The 22,309-nt window shown below is 31.2% G+C and carries 23 protein-coding genes; 11 read left to right on the top strand and 12 right to left on the bottom strand.

The window, feature by feature from the left end:
* Window positions 1-53 precede the first annotated feature (53 nt).
* The 5 genes from ccoG (at window position 54) to cmeC (ending at window position 7,856) form a co-directional block, all read left to right on the top strand.
* A complete protein-coding gene (gene ccoG / locus KAR67_RS03950; RefSeq protein WP_032685501.1) occupies window positions 54-1,430 on the top strand; it encodes a cytochrome c oxidase accessory protein CcoG in 1,377 nt (458 codons plus the stop codon).
* Entirely contained in the window at window positions 1,417-2,052 is a 636-nt protein-coding gene (gene cmeR, locus KAR67_RS03955; protein ID WP_002778289.1) for a multidrug efflux system transcriptional regulator CmeR, read from the top strand. The genes ccoG and cmeR overlap by 14 nt, the downstream gene beginning before the upstream one ends.
* Window positions 2,053-2,159: 107 nt before the next feature.
* Entirely contained in the window at window positions 2,160-3,263 is a 1,104-nt protein-coding gene (locus KAR67_RS03960; RefSeq protein WP_044601062.1) for an efflux RND transporter periplasmic adaptor subunit, read from the top strand.
* Entirely contained in the window at window positions 3,263-6,385 is a 3,123-nt protein-coding gene (gene cmeB, locus KAR67_RS03965) for a multidrug efflux RND transporter permease subunit CmeB (RefSeq protein ID WP_192801061.1), read from the top strand. Before KAR67_RS03960 ends, cmeB begins: the two co-directional genes overlap by 1 nt.
* The gene (gene cmeC, locus KAR67_RS03970) at window positions 6,378-7,856 is read left to right on the top strand and encodes a multidrug efflux transporter outer membrane subunit CmeC (protein WP_002778278.1); all 1,479 of its coding nucleotides are present in this window, start codon (window positions 6,378-6,380) and stop codon (window positions 7,854-7,856) included. The genes cmeB and cmeC overlap by 8 nt, the downstream gene beginning before the upstream one ends.
* A 28-nt stretch (window positions 7,857-7,884) precedes the next feature.
* On the opposite strand, the gene cmeU is transcribed toward cmeC, so the two are convergent.
* Entirely contained in the window at window positions 7,885-8,136 is a 252-nt protein-coding gene (gene cmeU, locus KAR67_RS03975) for a CmeU family protein (RefSeq protein ID WP_002778275.1), read from the bottom strand.
* A 124-nt stretch (window positions 8,137-8,260) separates the two neighbouring features.
* On the opposite strand from cmeU, the gene KAR67_RS03980 reads away from it, so the two are divergent.
* Entirely contained in the window at window positions 8,261-9,571 is a 1,311-nt protein-coding gene (locus KAR67_RS03980; protein ID WP_002778274.1) for a coproporphyrinogen III oxidase family protein, read from the top strand.
* A 33-nt stretch (window positions 9,572-9,604) separates the two neighbouring features.
* On the opposite strand, the gene hemJ is transcribed toward KAR67_RS03980, so the two are convergent.
* The 4 genes from hemJ to KAR67_RS04000 form a co-directional block, all read right to left on the bottom strand.
* Complete coding sequence (gene hemJ, locus KAR67_RS03985; RefSeq protein ID WP_002778272.1) at window positions 9,605-10,057, bottom strand: protoporphyrinogen oxidase HemJ; 453 nt, start codon at window positions 10,055-10,057, stop codon at window positions 9,605-9,607.
* Window positions 10,041-10,511, bottom strand: a complete 471-nt coding sequence (lspA, locus tag KAR67_RS03990; protein ID WP_002778269.1) for a signal peptidase II — start codon at window positions 10,509-10,511, stop codon at window positions 10,041-10,043. The genes hemJ and lspA overlap by 17 nt, the downstream gene beginning before the upstream one ends.
* Window positions 10,504-11,841, bottom strand: coding sequence for a phosphoglucosamine mutase (gene glmM, locus KAR67_RS03995; protein ID WP_002780681.1), 1,338 nt, complete (start codon window positions 11,839-11,841; stop codon window positions 10,504-10,506). Before glmM ends, lspA begins: the two co-directional genes overlap by 8 nt.
* A 95-nt stretch (window positions 11,842-11,936) precedes the next feature.
* Entirely contained in the window at window positions 11,937-12,962 is a 1,026-nt protein-coding gene (locus KAR67_RS04000) for a cytochrome-c peroxidase (RefSeq protein WP_002778252.1), read from the bottom strand.
* Between the two features lie 179 nt (window positions 12,963-13,141).
* Here KAR67_RS04000 and plsY point away from each other — a divergent pair, with 179 nt between their 5' ends.
* The 5 genes from plsY (at window position 13,142) to KAR67_RS04025 (ending at window position 16,625) form a co-directional block, all read left to right on the top strand.
* Window positions 13,142-13,753, top strand: coding sequence for a glycerol-3-phosphate 1-O-acyltransferase PlsY (plsY, locus tag KAR67_RS04005; RefSeq protein WP_002778250.1), 612 nt, complete (start codon window positions 13,142-13,144; stop codon window positions 13,751-13,753).
* Complete coding sequence (locus KAR67_RS04010; RefSeq protein WP_002780678.1) at window positions 13,738-14,055, top strand: dihydroneopterin aldolase; 318 nt, start codon at window positions 13,738-13,740, stop codon at window positions 14,053-14,055. Before plsY ends, KAR67_RS04010 begins: the two co-directional genes overlap by 16 nt.
* A gap of 78 nt (window positions 14,056-14,133) precedes the next feature.
* Window positions 14,134-14,805, top strand: a complete 672-nt coding sequence (hsrA, locus tag KAR67_RS04015) for a homeostatic response regulator transcription factor HsrA (RefSeq protein ID WP_002778246.1) — start codon at window positions 14,134-14,136, stop codon at window positions 14,803-14,805.
* A 114-nt stretch (window positions 14,806-14,919) separates the two neighbouring features.
* Window positions 14,920-15,165, top strand: coding sequence for a YfhL family 4Fe-4S dicluster ferredoxin (locus tag KAR67_RS04020; protein ID WP_002778244.1), 246 nt, complete (start codon window positions 14,920-14,922; stop codon window positions 15,163-15,165).
* Window positions 15,165-16,625: a Ppx/GppA phosphatase family protein gene (locus tag KAR67_RS04025; RefSeq protein ID WP_002783176.1), complete on the top strand. Its 1,461-nt coding sequence runs from the start codon at window positions 15,165-15,167 to the stop codon at window positions 16,623-16,625. Before KAR67_RS04020 ends, KAR67_RS04025 begins: the two co-directional genes overlap by 1 nt.
* Here the strand turns inward: KAR67_RS04025 and KAR67_RS04030 are convergent.
* The 7 genes from KAR67_RS04030 to trpD form a co-directional block, all read right to left on the bottom strand.
* Entirely contained in the window at window positions 16,622-17,413 is a 792-nt protein-coding gene (locus KAR67_RS04030; RefSeq protein ID WP_002783178.1) for a hypothetical protein, read from the bottom strand. The genes KAR67_RS04025 and KAR67_RS04030 overlap by 4 nt on opposite strands.
* Window positions 17,413-17,721: a flagellar motor switch protein FliN gene (gene fliN / locus KAR67_RS04035; protein ID WP_002778241.1), complete on the bottom strand. Its 309-nt coding sequence runs from the start codon at window positions 17,719-17,721 to the stop codon at window positions 17,413-17,415. The genes KAR67_RS04030 and fliN overlap by 1 nt, the downstream gene beginning before the upstream one ends.
* Window positions 17,721-18,143, bottom strand: coding sequence for a chemotaxis protein CheX (locus KAR67_RS04040; RefSeq protein ID WP_002778240.1), 423 nt, complete (start codon window positions 18,141-18,143; stop codon window positions 17,721-17,723). The genes fliN and KAR67_RS04040 overlap by 1 nt, the downstream gene beginning before the upstream one ends.
* A 69-nt stretch (window positions 18,144-18,212) precedes the next feature.
* Window positions 18,213-18,962, bottom strand: coding sequence for a tryptophan synthase subunit alpha (gene trpA / locus KAR67_RS04045; protein ID WP_002778239.1), 750 nt, complete (start codon window positions 18,960-18,962; stop codon window positions 18,213-18,215).
* Window positions 18,955-20,133 carry a tryptophan synthase subunit beta gene (gene trpB, locus KAR67_RS04050; RefSeq protein WP_002778237.1) on the bottom strand — a complete coding sequence of 393 codons (1,179 nt, stop codon included), beginning with the start codon at window positions 20,131-20,133 and terminating at the stop codon, window positions 18,955-18,957. The genes trpA and trpB overlap by 8 nt, the downstream gene beginning before the upstream one ends.
* Window positions 20,130-20,729, bottom strand: coding sequence for a phosphoribosylanthranilate isomerase (locus tag KAR67_RS04055; protein WP_002778236.1), 600 nt, complete (start codon window positions 20,727-20,729; stop codon window positions 20,130-20,132). The genes trpB and KAR67_RS04055 overlap by 4 nt, the downstream gene beginning before the upstream one ends.
* A complete protein-coding gene (gene trpD / locus KAR67_RS04060) occupies window positions 20,716-22,308 on the bottom strand; it encodes an anthranilate phosphoribosyltransferase (protein WP_002778234.1) in 1,593 nt (530 codons plus the stop codon). The genes KAR67_RS04055 and trpD overlap by 14 nt, the downstream gene beginning before the upstream one ends.
* Window position 22,309 lies beyond the last annotated feature (1 nt).

The raw sequence follows: 22,309 nt of genomic DNA on the forward strand, positions 1-22,309 counted from the left end.
GTTTTAGTTTTTTGGGCTATAATCGTAATTACTAATTTTTTACGAGGTTTTTCATGGAAAATCACATCACCAACTATACTAAAAAGCGTTATTTTGTATATCTAATTGCAACAATTGTAATATTTTGTTTACCTTTTATTACAATTAATGGCAACCATTTCTTTTTATTGAGCTTTGTTCATTCTAAGTTGAATCTATTTTTTATTTCATTTTCAACTCAAGAATTATATCTTATGCCTTTTTTGCTTATTTTTCTTTTTTTATTTATATTTTTTATAACCACTTTAGGAGGAAGAGTTTGGTGTGCTTGGAGCTGTCCTCAAACTATTTTTAGAGTGATTTATAGAGATATTATCCAGACTAAACTTTTAAAAATTCGTAAAAATATTAACAATAAACAAAAAGAATATGAAGGATATTATTTTAAAAAAATCATAGGGGTGATTTTATTTTATTTCATATCTTTAGTAGCTGTAAGTAATTTGCTTTGGTATTTTGTTCCGCCTGAAGATTTTTTTGCTTATATACAAAATCCAGGAGAACACTTACTTTTATTGGGTGTTTTATTTTGCGCAAGTTTGTTTTTAACTTTAGATATTACCTATTTAGCAGAAAAATTTTGTATTTATGTATGTCCTTACGCAAGAGTTCAATCTGTAATGTTTGACCGCGATACCATGCAAGTTATTTATGATGAAAAACGCGGGGGAGTGATTTATGATGGACATACCAAACTTTACAAAAAACCGCCTGAGGGTGAATGTATAGGTTGTGAAGCCTGTGTAAGCATTTGTCCTACTCATATAGATATACGCAAAGGTATGCAACTTGAATGTATCAATTGTTTAGAATGTGCTGATGCCTGTTCTAAAGTGCAAAGCAAATTTAATAGACCAAGTTTGATTAATTGGACCAGTGTAAAGGCCATAGAAACACGCAAAAAAGTAAATTATCTCCGCTTTAGAACCATTGCTTATTTTATTGTTCTTGTGATTGCTTTAATTGCTTTAATGATTATGGGTAGTAAAAAAGAAAATATGCTTTTAAATATCAATCGTAGCAGTGAACTTTATCAAATTTCGCATACTAATAATGGTTTAGAAATTTCAAATGCTTATACTTTTTTGTTTCAAAATACTGATTCTAAAGCTCATGAATATTATTTTGAAGCTAGCCTAGAAGGCATTGATAATGGCATAGAAATCATTCGTCCAAGTAAAGCTTTTACATTAAAAGCAGGAGAGCAAGCTAAGAAAATTGTTGTAATAAAAGCTACTAAAAAGCTAGCAGATAATGATCAAAAAGATGTGATTTTTCCACTTCACATCAAGGCCTATGCCAAAGATAATGATGAGATTGTCATTTTTAGAGAAAGTATTTTTGTTTATCCTAAAAGCACAATTTTAAAGGGGTATAATGAATCCAAATAAAACACCTTCTAAAAAAGTTTTAGCAAGAAGAGAAAAGATTAAAAATGTTGCTTTTGATCTATTTTTAACCAAGGGCTTTCAAGAAACCAGTTTAAGCGATATTATCAAACTATCGGGCGGTTCGTATTCTAATATTTATGATAGTTTTAATAGTAAAGAAGGTTTATTTTTTGAAATTTTAGATGATGTTTGCAAAAAACATTTTGACCTAATAGCCTCTCAAACTCAAACTATTAAAGATAAAAATTTAAAAGAATTTTTAACCTCTTTTGGACTTACTTTTGTTGATATTTTCAATCAAGTCCAAACCGTCGCCTTTGGCAAAATTATTTTCTCTCAAGTTTATGATAAACATAAGCATGTTGAAAATTGGATTGAAAACAATCAGAAAATTTTCTCCTATAACATACTTATAGAACTTTTTAAAAAGCAAGATAGCAGCTATATTTCAAATAATGCCCAAAAACTTGCCATGCTTTTTTGCGCCATGTTAAGAGAACCTTATCATAGTTTAAATGTTTTAGCCGATACTCCTTTAATGAACAAACAAGAACAAAAAGAACATGTGGAATTTATTGTCAATATATTTTTAAAAGGAATTGAAAATAAAACCTCAATTTAATTAAGTAAATATAAAAATTATTAACCAAATTTGAACTATAATATGTCTTAAAAATTGTGCAATAAATATTACAATATATTTAAATTAAAAATTTTAAGGCAAAAATCATGAATTTGTTTCAAAAAAATACCCTTTTACTCTTAAGTGCTTTATTTTTATTTTCTGCTTGTAGCAAAGAAGAAGCACCTCAAAAACAAACACCCCCTCAATCCGTTAGTACAATGAGCGCTAAAGCCGAAAATTTACCGCTTAACTTTACTTATCCTGCAAAACTTGTTAGTGATTATGATGTTATCATCAAACCTCAAGTAAGCGGTGTTATCGTGGAGAAACTTTTCAAAGCGGGTGATTTAATTAAAAAAGGACAAATACTTTTCATTATCGAACAAGATAAATTTAAAGCAAGTGTAAATTCAGCTTATGGAAAAGCTTTAATGGCTAGAGCAAATTTTGACAATGCCAGCAAAGATTATAACCGTTCAAAAACTCTTTATAATAAAGGAGCAATCTCTCAAAAAGAATATGATAGCGCCTTAGCAAATTTTAACAACACAAAAGCAAATCTCACCAGTGCTAGAGCAGACTTAGAAAATGCACGCATTGATTTAGCTTATACTGAAATTAAAGCTCCTTTTGATGGTATTGTAGGAGATGCTTTGATTAATATAGGAGATTATGTTAGCTCCTCTTCAACTGAACTCGTAAGAATTACAAACCTCAATCCAATCTATGCTGATTTTTACATTTCAGATACGGATAAACTCAATATCGTTCGCAATACTCAAGATGGAAAATGGGATTTAAGCAATATCTATGCAAATTTAAATCTTAATGGAGAAACCGTTCAAGGCAAACTTTATTTTATTGATTCTGTTATAGATGCTAATAGTGGAACAGTAAAAGCCAAAGCTATATTTGACAACAACAACTCAACACTTTTACCAGGTGCTTTTGCAACAATTACTTCAGAAGGTTTTATACAAAAAAATGGCTTTAAAGTGCCTCAAATAGCTGTTAAACAAAATCAAAATGATGTTTATGTTCTTCTTGTTAAAAATGGAAAAGTAGAAAAATCTTCTGTACATATAAGCTACCAAAACAATGAATATGCCATTATTGACAAAGGATTACAAAATGGCGATAAAATCATTTTAGATAACTTTAAAAAAATTCAAGTTGGTAGCGAAGTTAAAGAAATTGGAGCACAATAATGTTTTCTAAATTTTTTATCGAAAGACCTGTTTTTGCTTCCGTTGTAGCCATTATCATCTCTTTGGCTGGAGCTATAGGTCTTACAAATTTACCTATAGAACAATATCCTTCTTTAACCCCTCCTACAGTTAAAGTAAGTGCAACTTACACAGGAGCTGATGCACAAACCATTGCTTCAACAGTTGCAAGTCCTATCGAAGATGCAATCAATGGCGCAGATAATATGATTTACATGGATTCAACTTCAAGTTCTTCAGGAACTATGAGTTTGACTGTTTATTTTGATATCGGTACAGATCCTGATCAAGCCACCATAGATGTTAATAATAGAATTTCAGCCGCAACTGCAAAAATGCCAGATGCAGTTAAAAAACTTGGAGTAACAGTTAGAAAAACTTCCTCAGCAACACTTGCTGCAATTTCTATGTATTCAAGTGATGGCTCAATGAGTGCAGTAGATGTATATAACTATATCACTTTAAATGTTTTAGATGAGTTAAAAAGGGTTCCAGGAGTTGGAGATGCAAACGCTATAGGAAATCGTAATTATTCTTTAAGAATTTGGCTCAAGCCTGATTTATTAAATAAATTTGGAATCACAGCTACTGATGTAATTTCTGCGGTTAATGACCAAAATGCCCAATACGCAACTGGTAAAATTGGCGAAGAACCTGTAACCCAAAAATCCCCTTATGTTTATTCAATCACTATGCAAGGAAGACTACAAAATCCTAGTGAATTTGAAAACATTATTTTAAGAACAAATAATGATGGATCATTTTTAAGACTTAAAGATGTAGCTGATGTGGAAATAGGATCACAACAATACAGCTCACAAGGACGATTAAATGGCAATGATGCAGTTCCAATTATGATCAATCTTCAATCAGGAGCAAATGCACTCAATACAGCAAAACTTGTTCAAGCTAAAATGCAAGAACTTTCAAAAAATTTCCCAAAAGGTTTAACATATAATATTCCTTACGATATAACAAAATTTGTAATAGAATCAATCAAAGAAGTTATAAAAACCTTTGTTGAAGCGTTGATTTTGGTTATTATTGTTATGTATATGTTCTTAAAGAATTTCCGTGCAACGCTTATTCCTATGATAGCTGTACCTGTTTCATTGTTAGGAACTTTTGCTGGACTTTATGTTTTAGGCTTTAGTATTAACCTGCTTACACTTTTTGCCTTGATTTTAGCTATAGGGATCGTTGTAGATGATGCGATTATAGTTGTAGAAAATATTGATAGGATTTTACATGAAAATGAGCAAATAAGCGTAAAAGATGCTGCTATCCAAGCGATGCAAGAAGTTAGCTCTCCGGTTATTTCAATTGTTCTTGTGCTTTGTGCTGTTTTTGTACCAGTTTCTTTTATATCAGGTTTTGTTGGAGAGATTCAAAGACAATTTGCTCTTACCTTAGCTATATCTGTAACCATATCAGGTTTTGTAGCTCTTACTTTAACACCTTCTTTATGTGCACTCTTTTTAAGACGCAATGAAAGCAAGCCTTTTTATATCGTTCAAAAATTTAATGATTTCTTTGACTGGAGCACTTCTATATTTAGTGCAGGCGTTGCTTATATGCTTAAAAGAACCATTCGTTTTGTTTTAATTTTTTGTATTATGCTTGGAGCAATTTTTTATCTTAATAAAGCAGTACCAAATTCTTTAGTTCCTGAAGAAGATCAAGGTTTAATGATAGGTATTATCAACCTTCCTTCAGCTTCAGCACTCCATAGAACAATCTCAGAAGTTGATCACATAAATCAAGAAGTTTTAAAAACTAATGGAGTTAAAGATGCAATGGCTATGATAGGATTTGATCTTTTTACAAGTTCACTCAAAGAAAATGCCGCTGCAATGTTTATAGGCTTGAAAGATTGGAAAGATAGAAATGTGAGTGCTGATGAAATCGCCATGGAGCTTAATAAAAAATTTGCTTTTGATCGCAATGCTTCAAGTATATTTATAGGCTTACCTCCTATACCTGGATTAAGTATCACAGGCGGTTTTGAAATGTATGTTCAAAACAAAAGCGGAAAAAGCTACGATCAAATTCAAGAAGATGTAAATAAACTTGTAGCAGCAGCCAATCAAAGAGAGGAATTATATGGGGTTCGAACTACTCTTGATACGAGCTTTCCTCAATATAAACTCATCATTGATAGAGATAAACTAAAGCATTTTAATTTAAATATGCAAGATGTTTTCAGTACAATGAATGCAACCATTGGAACATATTATGTTAATGATTTTTCTATGCTAGGTAAAAATTTCCAAGTAAATATCCGCGCAAAAGGTGATTTTAGAAATACACAAGATACATTAAAAAATATTTTTGTAAGATCAAATGATGGAAAAATGATACCACTTGATTCTTTCTTAACTTTACAAAGAAGTTCAGGGCCTGATGATGTAAAACGATTCAACCTTTTCCCAGCAGCACAAGTTCAAGGTCAACCCGCACCAGGTTATACTTCAGGTCAAGCTATAGAAGCGATTGCTCAAGTAGCAAAAGAAACTTTAGGGGATGATTATTCGATAGCTTGGAGTGGATCAGCTTATCAAGAAGTTTCTAGTAAAGGAACAGCAAGTTATGCTTTTGCTTTAGGTATGATATTTGTCTTTTTAATTCTAGCTGCTCAATATGAAAGATGGCTTATACCTTTAGCTGTTGTTACAGCTGTACCTTTTGCCGTTTTTGGTTCGTTTTTACTTGTATACTTAAGAGGATTTACTAATGATATATATTTTCAAACAGGACTTTTGCTCTTGATTGGACTTTCAGCTAAAAATGCTATCTTAATCGTAGAATTTGCAATGGAAGAGCGCTTTAAAAAAGGTAAAGGAGTTTTTGAAGCAGCTGTTGCAGCAGCAAAACTTCGTTTTCGTCCTATCATAATGACTTCTTTAGCTTTTACTTTTGGGGTCTTGCCAATGATTTTCGCAACAGGAGCAGGAAGTGCTTCAAGACACTCTTTAGGAACAGGGCTTATTGGTGGAATGATCGCAGCATCAACTTTAGCGATATTCTTTGTGCCTTTATTTTTCTATCTTTTAGAAAATTTTAATGAATGGCTAGATAAGAAAAGGGGTAAAGTTCATGAATAAAATAATTTCAATAAGTGTTATAGCAAGCTTAAGCCTTTTTATTTCAGCTTGTTCTTTAAGTCCAAATTTAAATATCCCAGAAGCAAATTATAGTCTTGATAATAAACTGGGCGCCCTATCTTGGGAAAAAGAAAACAATCATACTCTTTCTAAAGAATGGTGGAAAGAATTTGATGATGAGAAATTAAATCACGTAGTTGATTTAGCTCTTCAGAACAATAATGATTTAAAACTTGCTTTTATTCATATGGAACAAGCTGCTGCCCAATTAGGCATAGATTTTAGTGATTTATTACCAAAATTAGATGGTAGCGCTAGTGCAAATCGTGCAAAAACACCTACAAATGCTCCAAACAACCGCACTGGGGGAGTAAGCTATGGCAATGATTTTAAAATGGGACTGGATTTAAGCTATGAAATTGATCTTTGGGGAAGATACCGCGATACTTATCGCGCTTCAAGATCAGGCTTTAAAGCCAGTCAGTATGATTATGAAGCTGCGAGACTTTCTATAGTTTCAAGCGTGGTTCAGACTTATTTTAATTTTGTAAATGCAAATGAAAATGAAAAAGCTTTAAAAGATGCTTATGAATCTGCACAAGAAATTTATCAAATTAATTATGAAAAATTTCAAGTAGGAGCAGTAGGAGAATACGAAATCGCGCAATCAAGAGCAAATTTAGAAAGTACTGCTTTACAATACAATGAAGCAAAATTAAATAAAGAAAACTATCTTAAAGCTTTAAAAATTCTAACTTCAAATGATTTAAACGATATTCTTTATCAAGATCAAGCTTATCAGGTTTTTAAACTCAAAGATTTTGATATACCGAGCGGAATTTCAAGCACTATACTCTTGCAGCGTCCTGATATTGGATCTTCTTTAGAAAAACTTACTCAACAAAATTATCTAGTAGGAGTAGCTCGCACAGCTTTCTTGCCTAATCTTTCTTTAACAGGCTTATTAGGATTTGAAAGCGGGGATTTAAATACACTTGTGGAAGCGGGCTCTAGGACTTGGAGTATAGGTGGGAATTTCGTAATGCCAATTTTCCACTGGGGAGAAATTTATCAAAATGTGAATTTAGCAAAACTCAACAAAGATGAAGCTTTTGTAAATTATCAAAATACCTTAGTTGCAGCTTTTGGAGAAATTCGCTATGCTTTAATTGCAAGAAAGACTATTCGCTTGCAATACAATAACGCACAAGCAAGCGAATTATCCTACAAAAGAATTTATGAAATAAGTAAAGAGCGTTATGATGTGGGCGAAATGTCTTTGCAAGACTATCTACAAGCGCGTCAAGACTGGTTAAATGCTACAGTTGCTTTTAATAATACCAAATATTCTTATGCTAATTCTATAGTCAATGTTATCAAAGCTTTTGGTGGCGGATTTGAACAAGGTGAAAATATCAGCAAAAATATAGAAGAAGAATCAAAAACTTTAGATATGTCCTTTAGAGAGTAAAACTTACTCTCTAAATTAGAGCTTATTTTTAAAAATCTCTATTTAAATCAGAATCACTAACCTCATATGCTTTATAAATAGCTGGTAATAATTTTCTCATCGCATAATCTAAATGATAAAATTGCTTATAAACTTCCTCTGCATTTAAGTCCTTAGCATTACTAAAGTCAAATACTTCAGTATTGCCAACTTTTGAAATATTCTTATCAAAATAAGAATAAAATTCCGCCCTTTGTTTAAACAATGCGTTTAAATTTTCTACTACTTTTGTTTTATCCATAAGCCATCCTTTCTAATTATTTTGAAAGTTATAGCATTTTTTTGCTAAAAATAAAAAAAATTTACACTTGATTTAATAAAAAATTGATAAAGTTATATTATATTTTCTACTTTAAGGTGGGTTAATGAATTTATTTCAAAATTTGGCTTTAAAATATTCTCATGCTATGATGGAAAAATCTCTACATAAAAGTTTCAATGTCGAACTTTTGAAAAATCCTCAAGAAAAACAAGCCAAAAAAGATAAAACTTATATGCTTTATGCTCACATACCCTTTTGTCATACCTTTTGTCCTTATTGTAGTTTTCATAAATACTATTATGATGAGGAATTGGCTAAAATTTATTTTGAAAATTTAAGAAAAGAGCTTATGCTTATAAAAGATAAAGGTTTTGATTTTAGCTCAATGTATGTAGGGGGCGGAACAACATTGATTAATGAAAATGAATTACTAAAAACTCTAGAACTTTGTAAAAAACTTTTCAATATCAAAGAAATTTCTTGCGAAAGCGATCCTAATCATATAATTCCTGAAAAACTCTCTATGTTTAAAGGTATAATCGATCGTTTAAGCTGTGGAATTCAAAGTTTTGATGATGAAATTTTAAAAAAAATAGCAAGATATAATAAATTTGGTTCTTCTAAACAATTACAAGAAAAAATTTCAAAAGCTTTGGGAATTTTGCCAATTTTTAGCCTTGATTTAATTTTTAATTTCCCCTCACAAACAGAAGAACAGCTTTTAAATGATTTAAAAATCGCTAAAAATTTAGCTCCTCAACAAATCACAACCTATCCTTTAATGAAATCCAATCTAACCAAAGACAATATAGCCAAAAGTCTTGGTGTTGAAACTAAAGATAATGAATTTAAATACTATCAAATGATACGAAATTTTTTCAAGGATTATCAGCAAAATAATGGCTGGAGTTTTTCTTTAGAAAAAAATCAACTCAATGATGAATATGTAAGCTCTCACCATGAATATTTAGGCGTTGGAAGTGGAGCTTTTAGCTTTTTAGATGGGGAGTTGCTTATCAATGCTTTTGATTTAAATGATTATGCAAAGATGATACAAGAAAAACAAAATGCCAATATAGCAAAAGCGAGTTTTACACGAAAAGAGATTATCAAATACATATTTTTAACTGAAATGTTTGCAGGGAAAATACAAATTGATAAATTCAATCAAACCCTTAATTGTGATCTTGAAAAAGAACTCTTCAAAGAACTTTTAGGACTTAAAATAAGCAATGCTATCAAAAAAGAAAATGGCGCCTTAATCACAAGTGAATTTGGACAGTATCTCTTTGTGGTCTTAATGAAGGATTTTTACACAGGAATGGATCTTGTGCGCGCGGTATTTAGAGATAGTAAGCGCTTAAAAAATAAAGATTTTATCAATATAATGAAAGAAAATATAAGTTCTATTTAATTTCTTTTTTTTGAAATTAAATAGAAATGAAAATTAAAACGGACGAATCACCATCATTAAAGCAATGATAATAAACATTAAAGTAGGAAATTCATTATAAATTCTAAAATATCTTCCGCTTTTTGTAGAAGTATCATTCGCCAAAGCTTTTAAGCAAAAATAATTATGTATATGAAAAATGATTAAAAGCGTAGCACAGGTAAGTTTTGCATGCATAAAGCCAGAACCCACCATCAAAACTTCTTTATGAGCATGTAACATTAAACTCCCACTAATAACCGTTGCTATCATCGCTGGATTTTGTATACCAAAATAAAGTCTTCTTTCTTGTATCTTTACAACATCAACAAAACCTTTATTGTTTTTATTTTCTGCATGATATACAAACAAACGAGGCAAATAAAAAAGTCCTGCCATCCAAGAAACAAATGCTAAATAATGCACCCATTTAATCCAAGAATAATACTCATTAATCCATTCTGTCATTTTTTTCCTTTTTTATAAAAATTTCTTTTATTAAGATTAAGGCAACGCTTATGTTTATCATCACATCTGCTACATTAAAAATAGCAAAATGAAACCATTTATGCCAAAAAAACATATCCACTACTCCCCCGTGTATAAAACGGTCAAGCAAATTCGAACACCCCGCCCCTAGCATCATACCAAAAGCCACTAAATGTTCTCTTAAGAATTGTTTTTGCCACAAAAGGTATATAACAAGCGCCAATATCAAGGCTAAATGTAAATATTTTAAATAATGCTCTAAAAAACTAAACATAGAAAAAGCAACTCCTGTGTTTAGAGCATAAGTTAAATCCAAATACTCACTTTGCCAACGCAAACCCGATAAAGTTAAAGATTTTACCCACTGATCAAAAGCAAAAACTGCAATAAAAACTAAAATGAAGATCAAGATAGTTTTATATCTTTTAACCATTTAATGCTTTCTTGAAAAATTCAACTACATTTTTCATTTCTTTTTCTAAAATTTTAGCATCTTTAGCTTCTAGTAAAAGTCTGATCAAATTTTCTGTTCCAGAATAGCGAAATAACACATTAATATTTTTATTTTCCAAATCTTGTTTTAATTCCTTCAAACCTTTAATTTTATCCAAATCTTTTTTTTCTGAAATTTTAAGATTGGTTAAAAGTTGAGGATAAGGTTTGATTTGTCCTAAAATAGTACTTGCGGACTTTTTCTTGCAAAGCATCAAAGCACTAAATTGCAAAGCTGCTATAAGACCATCGCCTGTTTTTGCATAATCGCTAAAAATAATATGCCCACTTTGCTCTCCGCCAAAGTTTCCACCCCTAACTTTTAATTTCTCAAGTACATATTTATCGCCTACATTACAAGTATCGAGCTCTATACCATGTCCATTTAAAAATTCTTTCAAAGCCCCATTGCTCATGATAGTAGCTACCACACTGGATTTTAATTTGCCCTGTTCTTTTAAGAAAAGAGCTAAAACTCCAAGCAGGCTATCTCCATTTGCTACTTCACCCTTTTCATCTACCACTACCAAACGATCCGCATCTCCATCAAAAGCAAAACCAACATCTGCACGCAAACGCTTTACTTCAGCGGCTAAATTTGAAGGATACAAGGCTCCACAATTTTCATTGATATTAAGCCCATTAGGTTTATCACTCATCACTATAACTTCAGCTCCCAGTTCTTTAAAAACAGTCGGAGCTACCTTATAAGCCGCTCCATGAGCTACATCTAAAACTACACGCAATGATTTTAGAGTTAAATCCTTAGGGAAGGAATTCTTAATAGAAACAATATATCTTCCTATAACATCATCAATTCTTTTAGCCTGGCCAATTTTCTCCATATCAACTTTAGAGCTTTGGATAAGCTTATCATCATAATAAATTTCTTCAATCTTTTTTTCTATATCTTCGCTAAGCTTATTCCCATGTGCATCAAAAAATTTAATCCCGTTATCATAATAAGGATTGTGTGAAGCTGAAATCATAATACCCGCATCACAACGCATATCTTCAGTTAAAAATGCAATTGCAGGTGTTGGCATAGGGCCTATTTGTATCACATTATATCCTATAGAAGTAAGACCTGAAACAATAGCATTTTCTATCATATAACCACTTCTTCTTGTATCTTTACCTACTAAAATATTATTTGTAACACTCTTATCTTTAAAATAAATTCCAGCGGCCATAGCAAGACGCATAGCTAAAAAACTATCTAAAAATTCGCCCGCTTTTCCACGAACGCCATCTGTCCCAAAAAGTTTCATCATTAAACCTTTCTCAATGAAATTCTAGAAATTATAGCAAAGCTAGGATAAAGAAATTTAAACAAACCCTAAAAAGATTTAGGGTTTGATAAGCCTTATAGTTCAGGCTTTGGAGTTTTTTCTGTAGAAACAGGGAGTTGAGGATAAACCACTGCTGGTTTAGTTCCAGTTAAAGATTTTAAGAAAGTTTCTATACTTTTTGCCTCTTTATCAGAAATTTGAATGCCAAGTTGCACACTACCCATTTCTTTAATTGCATCGGTTAATTTCCATATCGCACCATTGTGGAAATATGGAGCTGTCTCAACTACATTTCTTAAAGTTGGAGTTTTAACCATGCCATTTTCATCTCCTTTAAAATCACCCAAATTTGCAAATTTATACTTACCTGCAACCTCAAATGCTTGCATATTTCCACCTAAATTCACACCATTATGACAAGCTACACAACCTTTGTCAATGAAAAGTTTTAAACCTTTTTGCTCCTCTTTAGTTAAAGCTTTTTCATCTCCATTTAAGAAATTATCAAAGCGAGATGGAGTGATTAAAGTTCTTTCAAAATTTGCTATCGCATCAGCAATATTGTCAAAATTCACACCGCTTTTGCCATAAATTTTCTTAAATTCTTTAACATATTCAGGTAAAGAAGCGATTTTTTCTACAGCTAATTTTGCTGGAGTTGCCATTTCAGCTTCAGATTCAATAGGTCCTTTGGCCTGATCCGCTAAAGTTCCTGCACGCCCATCCCAAAATTGAGTCGTGTTTAAAACAGCATTATATACAGTTGGGGAATTTAAATGATGAGGGTTTGCAGTCCATTTATGTCCCACTGCCGCACTAATACCATCAGCTCCACCAAGTCCTAGATTGTGACAGGTATTACATGAAATAATTCCACTTTTTGAAAGGCGAGGCTCAAAATAAAGTTTTTTACCAAGCTCAACTTTATCAAGAGTAAATTCAGTAGCCTTTACTCCATTTGCTTTCAAAATCTCATCCACGCCTTTTTGATCTTTTGGTAAGGCAACTAAACCTGAATTTTTAGCCTCTTCTATAAGACTTTGAGCATTTAAACTTGAAAAAGCAACTAATGATGCAATCAATAACGATTTGACTTTCATTTACAAACTCCTTTACTTTTAGATATAAACTTAAACTAAAATAATATAGCTTTATTACTTAAATATTTATAAAAATTATTAAATAATATTAATAATTAATTAATACAAAATATATCCTATTTTTTTGATTTATTTATTTTTTTTGCATATAATGCTTCAATTATTTCTTAAGGTTAATAATGGAAAATTTAATCATTTATGCAATTGCTTATCTTTTAGGCTCTATTCCTTTTGGTTTAATTTTAGCCAAGCAATTTGCTCAAATCAATATACAAAATCAAGGCTCAAAAAGTATAGGCGCAACCAATGTATTAAGGGTTGTTAAAGAAAAAGATCCAGCTTTAGCTAAAAAACTTGCAATCGCTACTATTGTTTTAGACTTTGCAAAAGCAACTATACCCTTACTCGTACTTAAATTTTTAAATTATGATTTAAATTTACTTTGGACTGTCGCAGTTTTAACGGTATTTGGACATTGCTTTTCCATCTATCTTTTATTTGAAGGCGGCAAAGGGGTTGCAACTGGAGCGGGTGCTATGATAGTACTTTTACCTTTGGAACTCATAACAGCATTTATAGTTTGGTTTATCGTGGGTAAAATTTTTAAAATTTCATCCTTAGCGTCTTTATTGGCTTTATTAGTTTTTATAGGAAGTTCTTTTATCTTTAATTATGATATGCAAACTATAAAAACGCATGCACCTGTATTTATTATAGCTTTTATAATCATTTATAAACACTTACCCAATATCAAAAGATTGGTTTTTAAAGAAGAATGCAAAGTCATATAAATATCAAAATGCAGTTTAAATGCATTATAGGAATATTAAAATTTGAACGCAAGAAAAAACAAAAGGTTTGTATTTATCTTACAGCTAAAGCAAATGATTTTTTAGATTATGCCAAGGTATCAAAAAAAATCAAAAAATACTATAAAAAAGAACAATTTCTTACCCTAGAAGAATCTTTAGAATTTGTTTGTGCGAAATTACATAGAAAATTTCCGCAAATTTACTATATTAAAATCAAAACTTATAAACCTGAAATAATCAAAAATGCAAGAGTTGGTGTAAAATTAAAAAAATTTTATTAAATTTTGTTTAAAGATATCTAAACATTTACTTAAACTATGTTATACTTTTTTAAAAATTTCTTAATGAAGGATATAATGATGAGGATTTTAGTTATAGAGGATGAGATTAGCCTTAATAAAACTATTATAGATAATCTTAATGAATTTGGTTATCAAACTGACTCTTCAGAAAATTTCAAAGACGGTGAATATTTTATCGGTATAAGACACTACGACTTAGTACTTGCAAGCTGGAATTTGCCTGATGGCGATGGTGCAGAACTTGTCAATACAATTAAGCATAAGTCTCCAAGAACTTCTGTGATGATCATGTCTGCAAAAGCAGATAAAGATACAGAAATTAAAGCACTCAAAGCTGGAGCAGATGATTTTGTAAAAAAACCTTTAGATTTTGATATTTTATTGGCCAGAATAGAAGCAAGACTTAGACTTGGTGGTACAAATGTAATCAAAATAGAAGATTTAGTTATTGACCCTGATGAAGAGAAAATAACCTATAAAGGCCAAGATATAGAACTTAAAGGAAAGCCTTTTGAAGTTTTAACTCATTTAGCAAGACATTCAGATCAAATTGTATCTAAAGAACAACTTTTAGATGCTATTTGGGAAGAACCTGAACTTGTTACGCCTAATGTAATTGAAGTAGCGATCAATCAAATACGCCAAAAAATGGACAAACCTTTAAATATCTCTACTATAGAAACTGTTAGACGCAGAGGATATCGCTTCTGTTTTCCTAAAAAATCCTAAGCATTTTGCACCCTTTGGTGCAAAATTTTTATCTTTATATTTATTTTTTATATTTTATTTAAGTTTTGTTATTGTATAAACTAAAAATTATTTTTAAAATTTTGAAAGGTGATAATGGCTCTTTTGATTACTAAAGATTGCGTATGTTGTGATGCTTGTAGAGAAGAGTGTCCGGATGAGGCTATTTATGAACATAGTCCTATCTATGTGATTGATGCTGATCTTTGTTCAGAGTGTGTTAATGATTTTTCAGAACCTGCTTGTATAGTGGCATGTCCTTATGAATGTATCATACCTGATCCTGATAATGTTGAAAGCATAGAAGAGTTAAAATTAAAAAATCGTAATAGAGAATTTTAATGGCAAAAAAAACCGCTGTTGTAGACTTAGGATCAAATTCCATTAGAATGGTGGTTTTTGAAAAAACTTCGAGATATAGTTTTTATACTACTTGTGAATACAAACGCAAAGTTAGACTTGGAGAAAATGCTTATAACAATGGCAAAATTCTTCAAGAAGACTCTATGCAAAGGGCTGAAAATGCTCTAGCTTTTTTTAAACAATGTGCGCTCAAACACAAATGTAAAAAAATATTCATTATAGGTACTTCAGCTTTAAGAGATGCTCCAAATTCTAAAGATTTTATTAAAAGAATTAAAGATAAGCTAAACTTAAATATTCGATGTATTGATGGAAAAAACGAAAGTTATCTTGGCGGTCTTGCAACCTTAAATTTATTAAGTCCTTTTAAAGATGGCACCACACTTGACATAGGTGGAGGTTCAAGCGAACTTTGTCTTATAAAAAACAATAAAATCATCTCTTGTATTTCATTAGACTTAGGAACGGTTAGATTAAAAGAATTGTTCTATGATAAAGGTAAAGCAGATGCTTTAGATGATTTTATCAAACCCATTTTAGAACAAATCCCTTCTGAATTTTGCAATCAAAATCTCATTGCAATAGGTGGAAGTTTAAGAGCCATTTCAAATTCCATTATGCAAAAAAACTCTTATCCCTTAAAAAATATACATGATTTTAGATATATGCTCGAAGATGAAAAAGAGCATATCTTGAAGATTTTTAACTCTAAAGCAGATGCATTGATTAATTTTGGTATCAAAAAAGATCGTTTTGATACTATTAAAGAGGGTATTTTTATCTTTCTAAAAATAGCAGAAAAACTCAAAGCCAAACAAATCATTACTAGCGGGGTAGGCATTCGCGAGGGTGTGTACTTGCAAGATTTGCTACGCCCTAAACACACTTTTCCTGTAAATTTTAACCCTAGTTTAAAATCTCTACAAGATAGATTTCTTCAAGGAAATATAAACAACAAAACACCTTATTTTTCTATACAAATTTTTAAAGTCTTACAGGGTCTTCATAAAATCCATGAAAAATATCAACAAAGCCTATTAAATGCCGCAAAACTTTGTCATTTGGGTGAATATTTGAATTTTTACTTTGCTAATGAACACTCTGCATATTTTATTTTAAATGGATTAAATTATGGCTTTTCACACCAAGAAAAAGTGTTGATTGCAACTCTTATTAAATTAAATGGCAAGAAGGTAAATCCTTATAATCTTGAGCCCTATAGACAGCTTTTGCCAAACACGCATATCATTTCTTGGTTGAATTTTATTCTTAGCTTAGCTAAAATACTAAGCACAAATGAAAATAAAATCGAAATTGCTTTTGTCAACAATACACTTTATATTTATAGTGAGTCAAAAATTCTTGATCTACCTAAAGATGAACTGAAAAAAATCACCAAACCAGCCACGATAGCCTTAGCTATCAATCAAAAGCCTTAAGATTTTTTATTCTTTTGGCGTTGCTCTATAAGACTTTGGATACGCTTTTTATTCTCTTCAAAGAAAGAATCAAAATTTTTTTCAGATTTTTCTGTAACCTTTGGCTCATAATCTGGAATTTCAATCTCTTCTAATACAATATTAGAATTGCCCACTATCATAGTATAACGCTTGCTTGCGTATTCAAAAACTATCAATTGATTATTTTTATCTAAAAATCTTTGAAATACCATACGAAAATCTCTAGTAACACCCGTATTTTTAAAAGCTAAAGTTCTCTTAAGCCACCAAAGCACTATAAGCAAGACAAATAAAACCAGCATTACTAAAATGTAATTTGTATAATCATAGCCTTCTAAGCTTGTCTTTTTAGAATTTAAAATCGGCTCTTCATTTGTACTTAAATTGCTTTGTTCAGGATTTATGCTTTCTTTACCTTGCTGAACCGCTCTTATCCTAACTCCAAATTTATCATTAATAGAGCTTAATTCTAAGGAGATTGGCTCTTTGTTCTGTAGCATGATATATGTATTATTATCTTTAGAACTGATACTGATCTTATCCACAAGTCCTGAATTTAAACTTTTGAGTTCTTCTTTGCTGTATTTTAAATCACTCAAGGTTAAAAGAGTAAGATTTTTTTCTTTTTTCTGAGAAATTTTACCCCCATAAGCACTATCAAAAGATAGCATTAAATCTACTCTATCATTTCTATCGTAAATATTATAACTGATTAATTCTACAGCAAAAAGGGGCAGTGCGAGTATGCTTAATAATAAAACTTTCATTAAATTTCTTTTTTGAAATATTGAAGTACGGTTTTAGAATCTAGAATTTCATTAATTCTAATTGCTAAATTTTTCTCATAAACCATAACTTCGCCCTTACCAAAGATGCGCTTATTGATATACAATTCAACACTTTCCCCAGCAGGTTTTTCAAGATCGATAACCGAACCTACTTCAAGTTTTAAAAGTTCGGCTACACTCATATTGGTAGTGCCAAGCTCACTAACAAAATCTACTGTGATATCTAAGATATCTTCATAAGACTGCAAAAGTCCGTGACGATCTCCAAAATCAATGTCACTGCCCATTATTTACAATATCCTATTCTAAAATAATGATTTTCAAAGCTATAAGTTAAAGATTCATCTAATATAATAGATGAAAAATCAACCCTACCTAAATACTCTGGTATGCCAAGTTTATACTCATCATCTCCCTTAGCATCATTGAGTAAATTTTTTGCATAACCTATGATTTGATTGGCGCATTCTTTACTTAAATCACACCAATCATCTTCTTTAAATTTTTCATCACGAACTAAAACATTAGCAATTGTTTGTAGAAATTCTTTTGGAAAAAATAAATAAAAATGATATTCTCTACCACTTTTTTCCATTACAGGAATACTGGCTCCATAAAGTTCACCTACTATATCTTCAGCCTTTTCGATATGAAGTCTTAGGATATGTTCAAAAAAATGTGTTATTGAATATTCAAGAACTTTCAACATAATATCACCTTTATAAAAAACTTAATTAAAAATTATAGTAAATATAAAATAAAAATATGTTTTAAAAAATTATTTTTCAAAAATTTCTTCTACACCTTTTAAAATTTGATTTACATCATTGCTTGCAAAAAGCTTTACTATATTCGTTCCTACTATCACTCCATCGGCTAGTTTACGCATATTTCTTACATCTGTGTTATTTTTTACCCCAAAACCAACATAAATAGGCAGTTGTGTGAAAGATCGGATTTCTTGTATTTTTTCTTGCAAAAGTTTATTATCCGCACTTTGTCCTCCTGTTATGCCTACACTAGCAAGTAAATAAATAAAACCCTTAGCATTTTTTACAAGTTCTTTAACACGCTCTTTAGGAGTTGTAATGCTTACAAGAGTAATCAAAGCTATGTCATACTTTTGACATTCTTTATACAAAGGCTTACTTTCTTCATAACTTAGCTCAGGAACTATCAAAGCAGAAATTCCCAAAGCCTTGGCTTTTTTAACAAAATTTTCTAAGCCGTAGGAAAAAATTAAATTATAATACACCATAAAAACAAGGGCTTTTTTTGTTTTTATTTTGGCTAAAAGCTCAAATATTTTATGAATGTCTGCGCCTTGTTCTAAGGCAATTTTTGCAGCATTGGCGATGATCTCACCATCAGCAATAGGATCACTATATGCGATTCCTAATTCCAAAACATCGATCGAACTTTCATCCAAACGCTTTAAAAACTCTTCACTAATTTTTAAATTTGGATAGCCTAAAACCATATAAGCTACATTTGCCTTATCCTTGTAAAATTTTGTAAAATCAACCATAAATTGTTCCTTTTTTATATTCTCTAATCGTTTGCATATCTTTATCGCCTCTACCTGATAAATTAACCACTATCACGCTCTTTTTGTTTAACTTAGGACAAAGTTTTTCCAAAAATGCCAAAGCATGAGAACTCTCAATAGCAGGGATAATCCCCTCTTCCTTACAAAGCATTTTTAAAGCCATCATGCATTCTTCATCGGTAATGGCATAATATTTTGCCCTACCGCTTTGAGATAAAAAAGCATGCAAAGGACCAATTCCTGGATAATCAAGTCCTGCAGAAACACTATGCACAGGTAAGATGTTTCCTAATTCATCTTGCAAAACCTTCGTTTTCATACCATGGATAATACCTGTTTTTCCCTTGGTTAAAGTTGCTGCATGATAAAGGGTGTCAACACCCAATCCCCCTGCTTCAATTCCAATAAGATTTACACTCTCATCTTTGATAAATTCGTAAAAAATTCCACCCGCATTACTTCCACCTCCTACTGCAGCGATGATATAATCTACTTTTTTACCTAATTTTTTAAGTTGACTTTTGCATTCTTTTCCTATAACACTTTGAAAATGTGTAACCATTTTAGGATAAGGATAAGGCCCTACAGCACTTCCAACTACATAAAAAAGATTTTTAATATCCCCCACCCAAGCTTGGATAGCAGCAGTTGTAGCTTCTTTTAAGGTTTTAAGTCCACTTTGTATAGCATTAACCTTAGCTCCTAAAAGCTCCATTTTATAAACATTTAAAGCTTGTCGTTGCACATCAGTCGCTCCCATGTAAATTTCACACTCAAGTCCTAAAAGTGCTGCAGCAGTAGCAGTTGCTAATCCATGCTGCCCTGCCCCTGTTTCGGCAATGATTTTTTTCTTACCCATTTTTTTTGCTAAAAGTGCTTGAGCTATAGCATTGTTGATTTTATGTGCTCCTGTATGGTTTAAATCTTCACGCTTAAGATAAATTTCATGTCCGTATTTTTTACTTAAATTTCGAGCAAAATAAAGCGGAGTGGGGCGTCCTACATAAGTAGCTAAAAGGCCTTGAAGCTCTTTTTTAAAGGCTTTATCTTGTGCAAATTTTAAAAAAGCATCTTCAAGCTCATTTAAAGCAAACATCGCACTCTCAGGCAAAAACTGCCCACCAAATTCACCATAATACGCCTTTTTCATTTTCTCATCTCCTTTAAAATATACTTGATTTTTTCCACATCTTTTAAATGATTTTCCTTTTCTATCTTTGAATTTAAGTCTATGATTTTTGGTTTTAAACTTAAAGCTTCATTGATATTATGAGTTCCTATGCCTCCTGCTAAGGCAAAATCTTTTTTAAAGTCTTTCAAAAGATCCCAGTTAAAACTTTCCCCATTGCCTCCATGAAATTTTCCCTTAGTATCAAATAAAATTAAATCCGCATAAATATTTTCTTCCAATTCCAAACGATCCCCTACACTTAAAACCTGCCAAACAAAAACTCCACTTTCTTTTAAGGTTTTAAACTCAAATTCACTGATTTTTCTATGAATTTGCACTCCATCAAGCTTTGCTTGTTTGATTGCTTTTAAAATAAATTCCAAATTTTCATCGACAAAAACTCCTACACTCTTTTTAAATCCCGCATGGATGATATCGCTTAAATTCATTGCTTGTTCTAAACTAAGCTGTCTAGGGCTTTTTGCAAAAATAAGCCCCATGAAATCGACATTTAATTCAGCGATTTCCTTGGCATTATTTTCATCCTTAATGCCACAAATTTTAAGCTTTGTCATTTAGACTCCTAAAATACTCCATCACCTTGCCAGAATATATAGCCTCTAAAATAATATCTTTTGCTTTTAAAGGTGTTGAAACTTTGTTGGCTGTATAAAGTGCGAACATAGAATTTAAAACCACGATATCAAATTTAGCCCCTTGTATTTTTCCACTTAAGATATCTTTTAAATCCTTAGCATTTTCATAAGCATTGCCACCCATAATCTCACTATGAAAAGCTCGCTTAAAACCAAATTGTTCGGGTGTAACGCCGTATTCATAAATTTCACCCTCTCTTACTTCAAAAATCTTTGTTTCATCGCAAATACTGATCTCATCCATGCCATCATTGCCACGCACCACCAAAGCTCTTTTTCGTCCTAGTGATCTTAAAACTTCAGCCAAAAGCTTATGCACAGGTGCATGATAATTTCCCATCATTTGATATTTAAGCTTTAAATTAGGATGAAGTAAAGGTCCTAAAACATTAAATACAGTTCTTATGCCAAGCTTTGCCCTAAGCTCTCTTAGCTCACCTACTAAAGGATGAAAATACGGGGCATGAAAAAAGGCTAAATTTTTATTTTGCAAATCATTTAAAGCACATTCTAAATTATCAGGAATTTTTACATCTAAAGCATCTAAAACATCGGTGCTTCCACTTGAACTAGAAATCGCTCTGTTTCCATGTTTTGCTACTTTTACCCCCAAAGCTGCTAAAATAAAAGCACTTGCTGTTGAAACATTGATACTTTTAAAATTATCTCCTCCAGTACCACATATATCTATCATATCGCTTTCATCACTAAAGGTTTTAGAATAACGCAAAATTTCACGCACAAGACTGCTTAATGATTTTTGATTGAGGGATTTTTCACTGATTAAAACAAGTAAAGCAGCCGCTTGTAAAGGCTCATAATCCCTGCTCATAATAATCTTGCAAATTTCTGAAAAATCTTCACTTTCTAAATAATGATTTTCACTCATTTTTTGCAAATAAAATCCAAGAGTATGTTTTTTATCCTGAACTGCTTTTTCTTGATTTAAAAAATTAGCAAAAATTTTGATTCCGTATTCGCTAAAATAACTTTCAGGATGAAACTGCACGCCAAAATAAGGTAAAGTTTTATGTTTTATAGCCATGATAACATTATCATCACTCAAAGCCAAAATTTCAAAATCATCGGGCAAATTTTTAACTTCTAAAGAGTGATAACGCATCACACTTACCTCATCTTCAAAATCTTTAAAAATTGTATCTTTATTATAAATTTTAATTAAGGAATTTTTTGCATGCATAGGGTTTTGCAATTTAGCAATTTCGGCCTTAAAACTAAAACCCAAAGCTTGATGTCCTAAGCAAATTCCAAGCGTAGGGATGTTGAGTCGTGATTTAAAAATTTCAAGACACACTCCACTATCTTTTGGGTGTTTTGGACCAGGACTTAAAATGATATAGTTTGGATTTAAAGCTTTGATTTCATCAAGAGTGATTTTATCGTTTCGAACAACTAAAATTTCACCCTTGTATACATTTTCGAGCATGGATTTGATATTGAAAACAAAAGAATCATAATTATCAATTAAAAGTATCATC

The organism is Campylobacter sp. JH32 (assembly GCF_017846535.1).
GTDB classification, from domain to species: Bacteria; Campylobacterota; Campylobacteria; order Campylobacterales; family Campylobacteraceae; genus Campylobacter_D; species Campylobacter_D coli.

Coding starts and splice junctions, on each gene's coding strand:
- ccoG (WP_032685501.1), top strand. CDS start 54: ATGGAAAATCACATCACCAACTATACTAAAAAGCGTTATTTTGTATAT.
- cmeR (WP_002778289.1), top strand. CDS start 1,417: ATGAATCCAAATAAAACACCTTCTAAAAAAGTTTTAGCAAGAAGAGAA.
- KAR67_RS03960 (WP_044601062.1), top strand. CDS start 2,160: ATGAATTTGTTTCAAAAAAATACCCTTTTACTCTTAAGTGCTTTATTT.
- cmeB (WP_192801061.1), top strand. CDS start 3,263: ATGTTTTCTAAATTTTTTATCGAAAGACCTGTTTTTGCTTCCGTTGTA.
- cmeC (WP_002778278.1), top strand. CDS start 6,378: ATGAATAAAATAATTTCAATAAGTGTTATAGCAAGCTTAAGCCTTTTT.
- cmeU (WP_002778275.1), bottom strand. CDS start 8,136: ATGGATAAAACAAAAGTAGTAGAAAATTTAAACGCATTGTTTAAACAA.
- KAR67_RS03980 (WP_002778274.1), top strand. CDS start 8,261: ATGAATTTATTTCAAAATTTGGCTTTAAAATATTCTCATGCTATGATG.
- hemJ (WP_002778272.1), bottom strand. CDS start 10,057: ATGACAGAATGGATTAATGAGTATTATTCTTGGATTAAATGGGTGCAT.
- lspA (WP_002778269.1), bottom strand. CDS start 10,511: ATGGTTAAAAGATATAAAACTATCTTGATCTTCATTTTAGTTTTTATT.
- glmM (WP_002780681.1), bottom strand. CDS start 11,841: ATGAAACTTTTTGGGACAGATGGCGTTCGTGGAAAAGCGGGCGAATTT.
- KAR67_RS04000 (WP_002778252.1), bottom strand. CDS start 12,962: ATGAAAGTCAAATCGTTATTGATTGCATCATTAGTTGCTTTTTCAAGT.
- plsY (WP_002778250.1), top strand. CDS start 13,142: ATGGAAAATTTAATCATTTATGCAATTGCTTATCTTTTAGGCTCTATT.
- KAR67_RS04010 (WP_002780678.1), top strand. CDS start 13,738: ATGCAAAGTCATATAAATATCAAAATGCAGTTTAAATGCATTATAGGA.
- hsrA (WP_002778246.1), top strand. CDS start 14,134: ATGAGGATTTTAGTTATAGAGGATGAGATTAGCCTTAATAAAACTATT.
- KAR67_RS04020 (WP_002778244.1), top strand. CDS start 14,920: ATGGCTCTTTTGATTACTAAAGATTGCGTATGTTGTGATGCTTGTAGA.
- KAR67_RS04025 (WP_002783176.1), top strand. CDS start 15,165: ATGGCAAAAAAAACCGCTGTTGTAGACTTAGGATCAAATTCCATTAGA.
- KAR67_RS04030 (WP_002783178.1), bottom strand. CDS start 17,413: ATGAAAGTTTTATTATTAAGCATACTCGCACTGCCCCTTTTTGCTGTA.
- fliN (WP_002778241.1), bottom strand. CDS start 17,721: ATGGGCAGTGACATTGATTTTGGAGATCGTCACGGACTTTTGCAGTCT.
- KAR67_RS04040 (WP_002778240.1), bottom strand. CDS start 18,143: ATGTTGAAAGTTCTTGAATATTCAATAACACATTTTTTTGAACATATC.
- trpA (WP_002778239.1), bottom strand. CDS start 18,962: ATGGTTGATTTTACAAAATTTTACAAGGATAAGGCAAATGTAGCTTAT.
- trpB (WP_002778237.1), bottom strand. CDS start 20,133: ATGAAAAAGGCGTATTATGGTGAATTTGGTGGGCAGTTTTTGCCTGAG.
- KAR67_RS04055 (WP_002778236.1), bottom strand. CDS start 20,729: ATGACAAAGCTTAAAATTTGTGGCATTAAGGATGAAAATAATGCCAAG.
- trpD (WP_002778234.1), bottom strand. CDS start 22,308: ATGATACTTTTAATTGATAATTATGATTCTTTTGTTTTCAATATCAAA.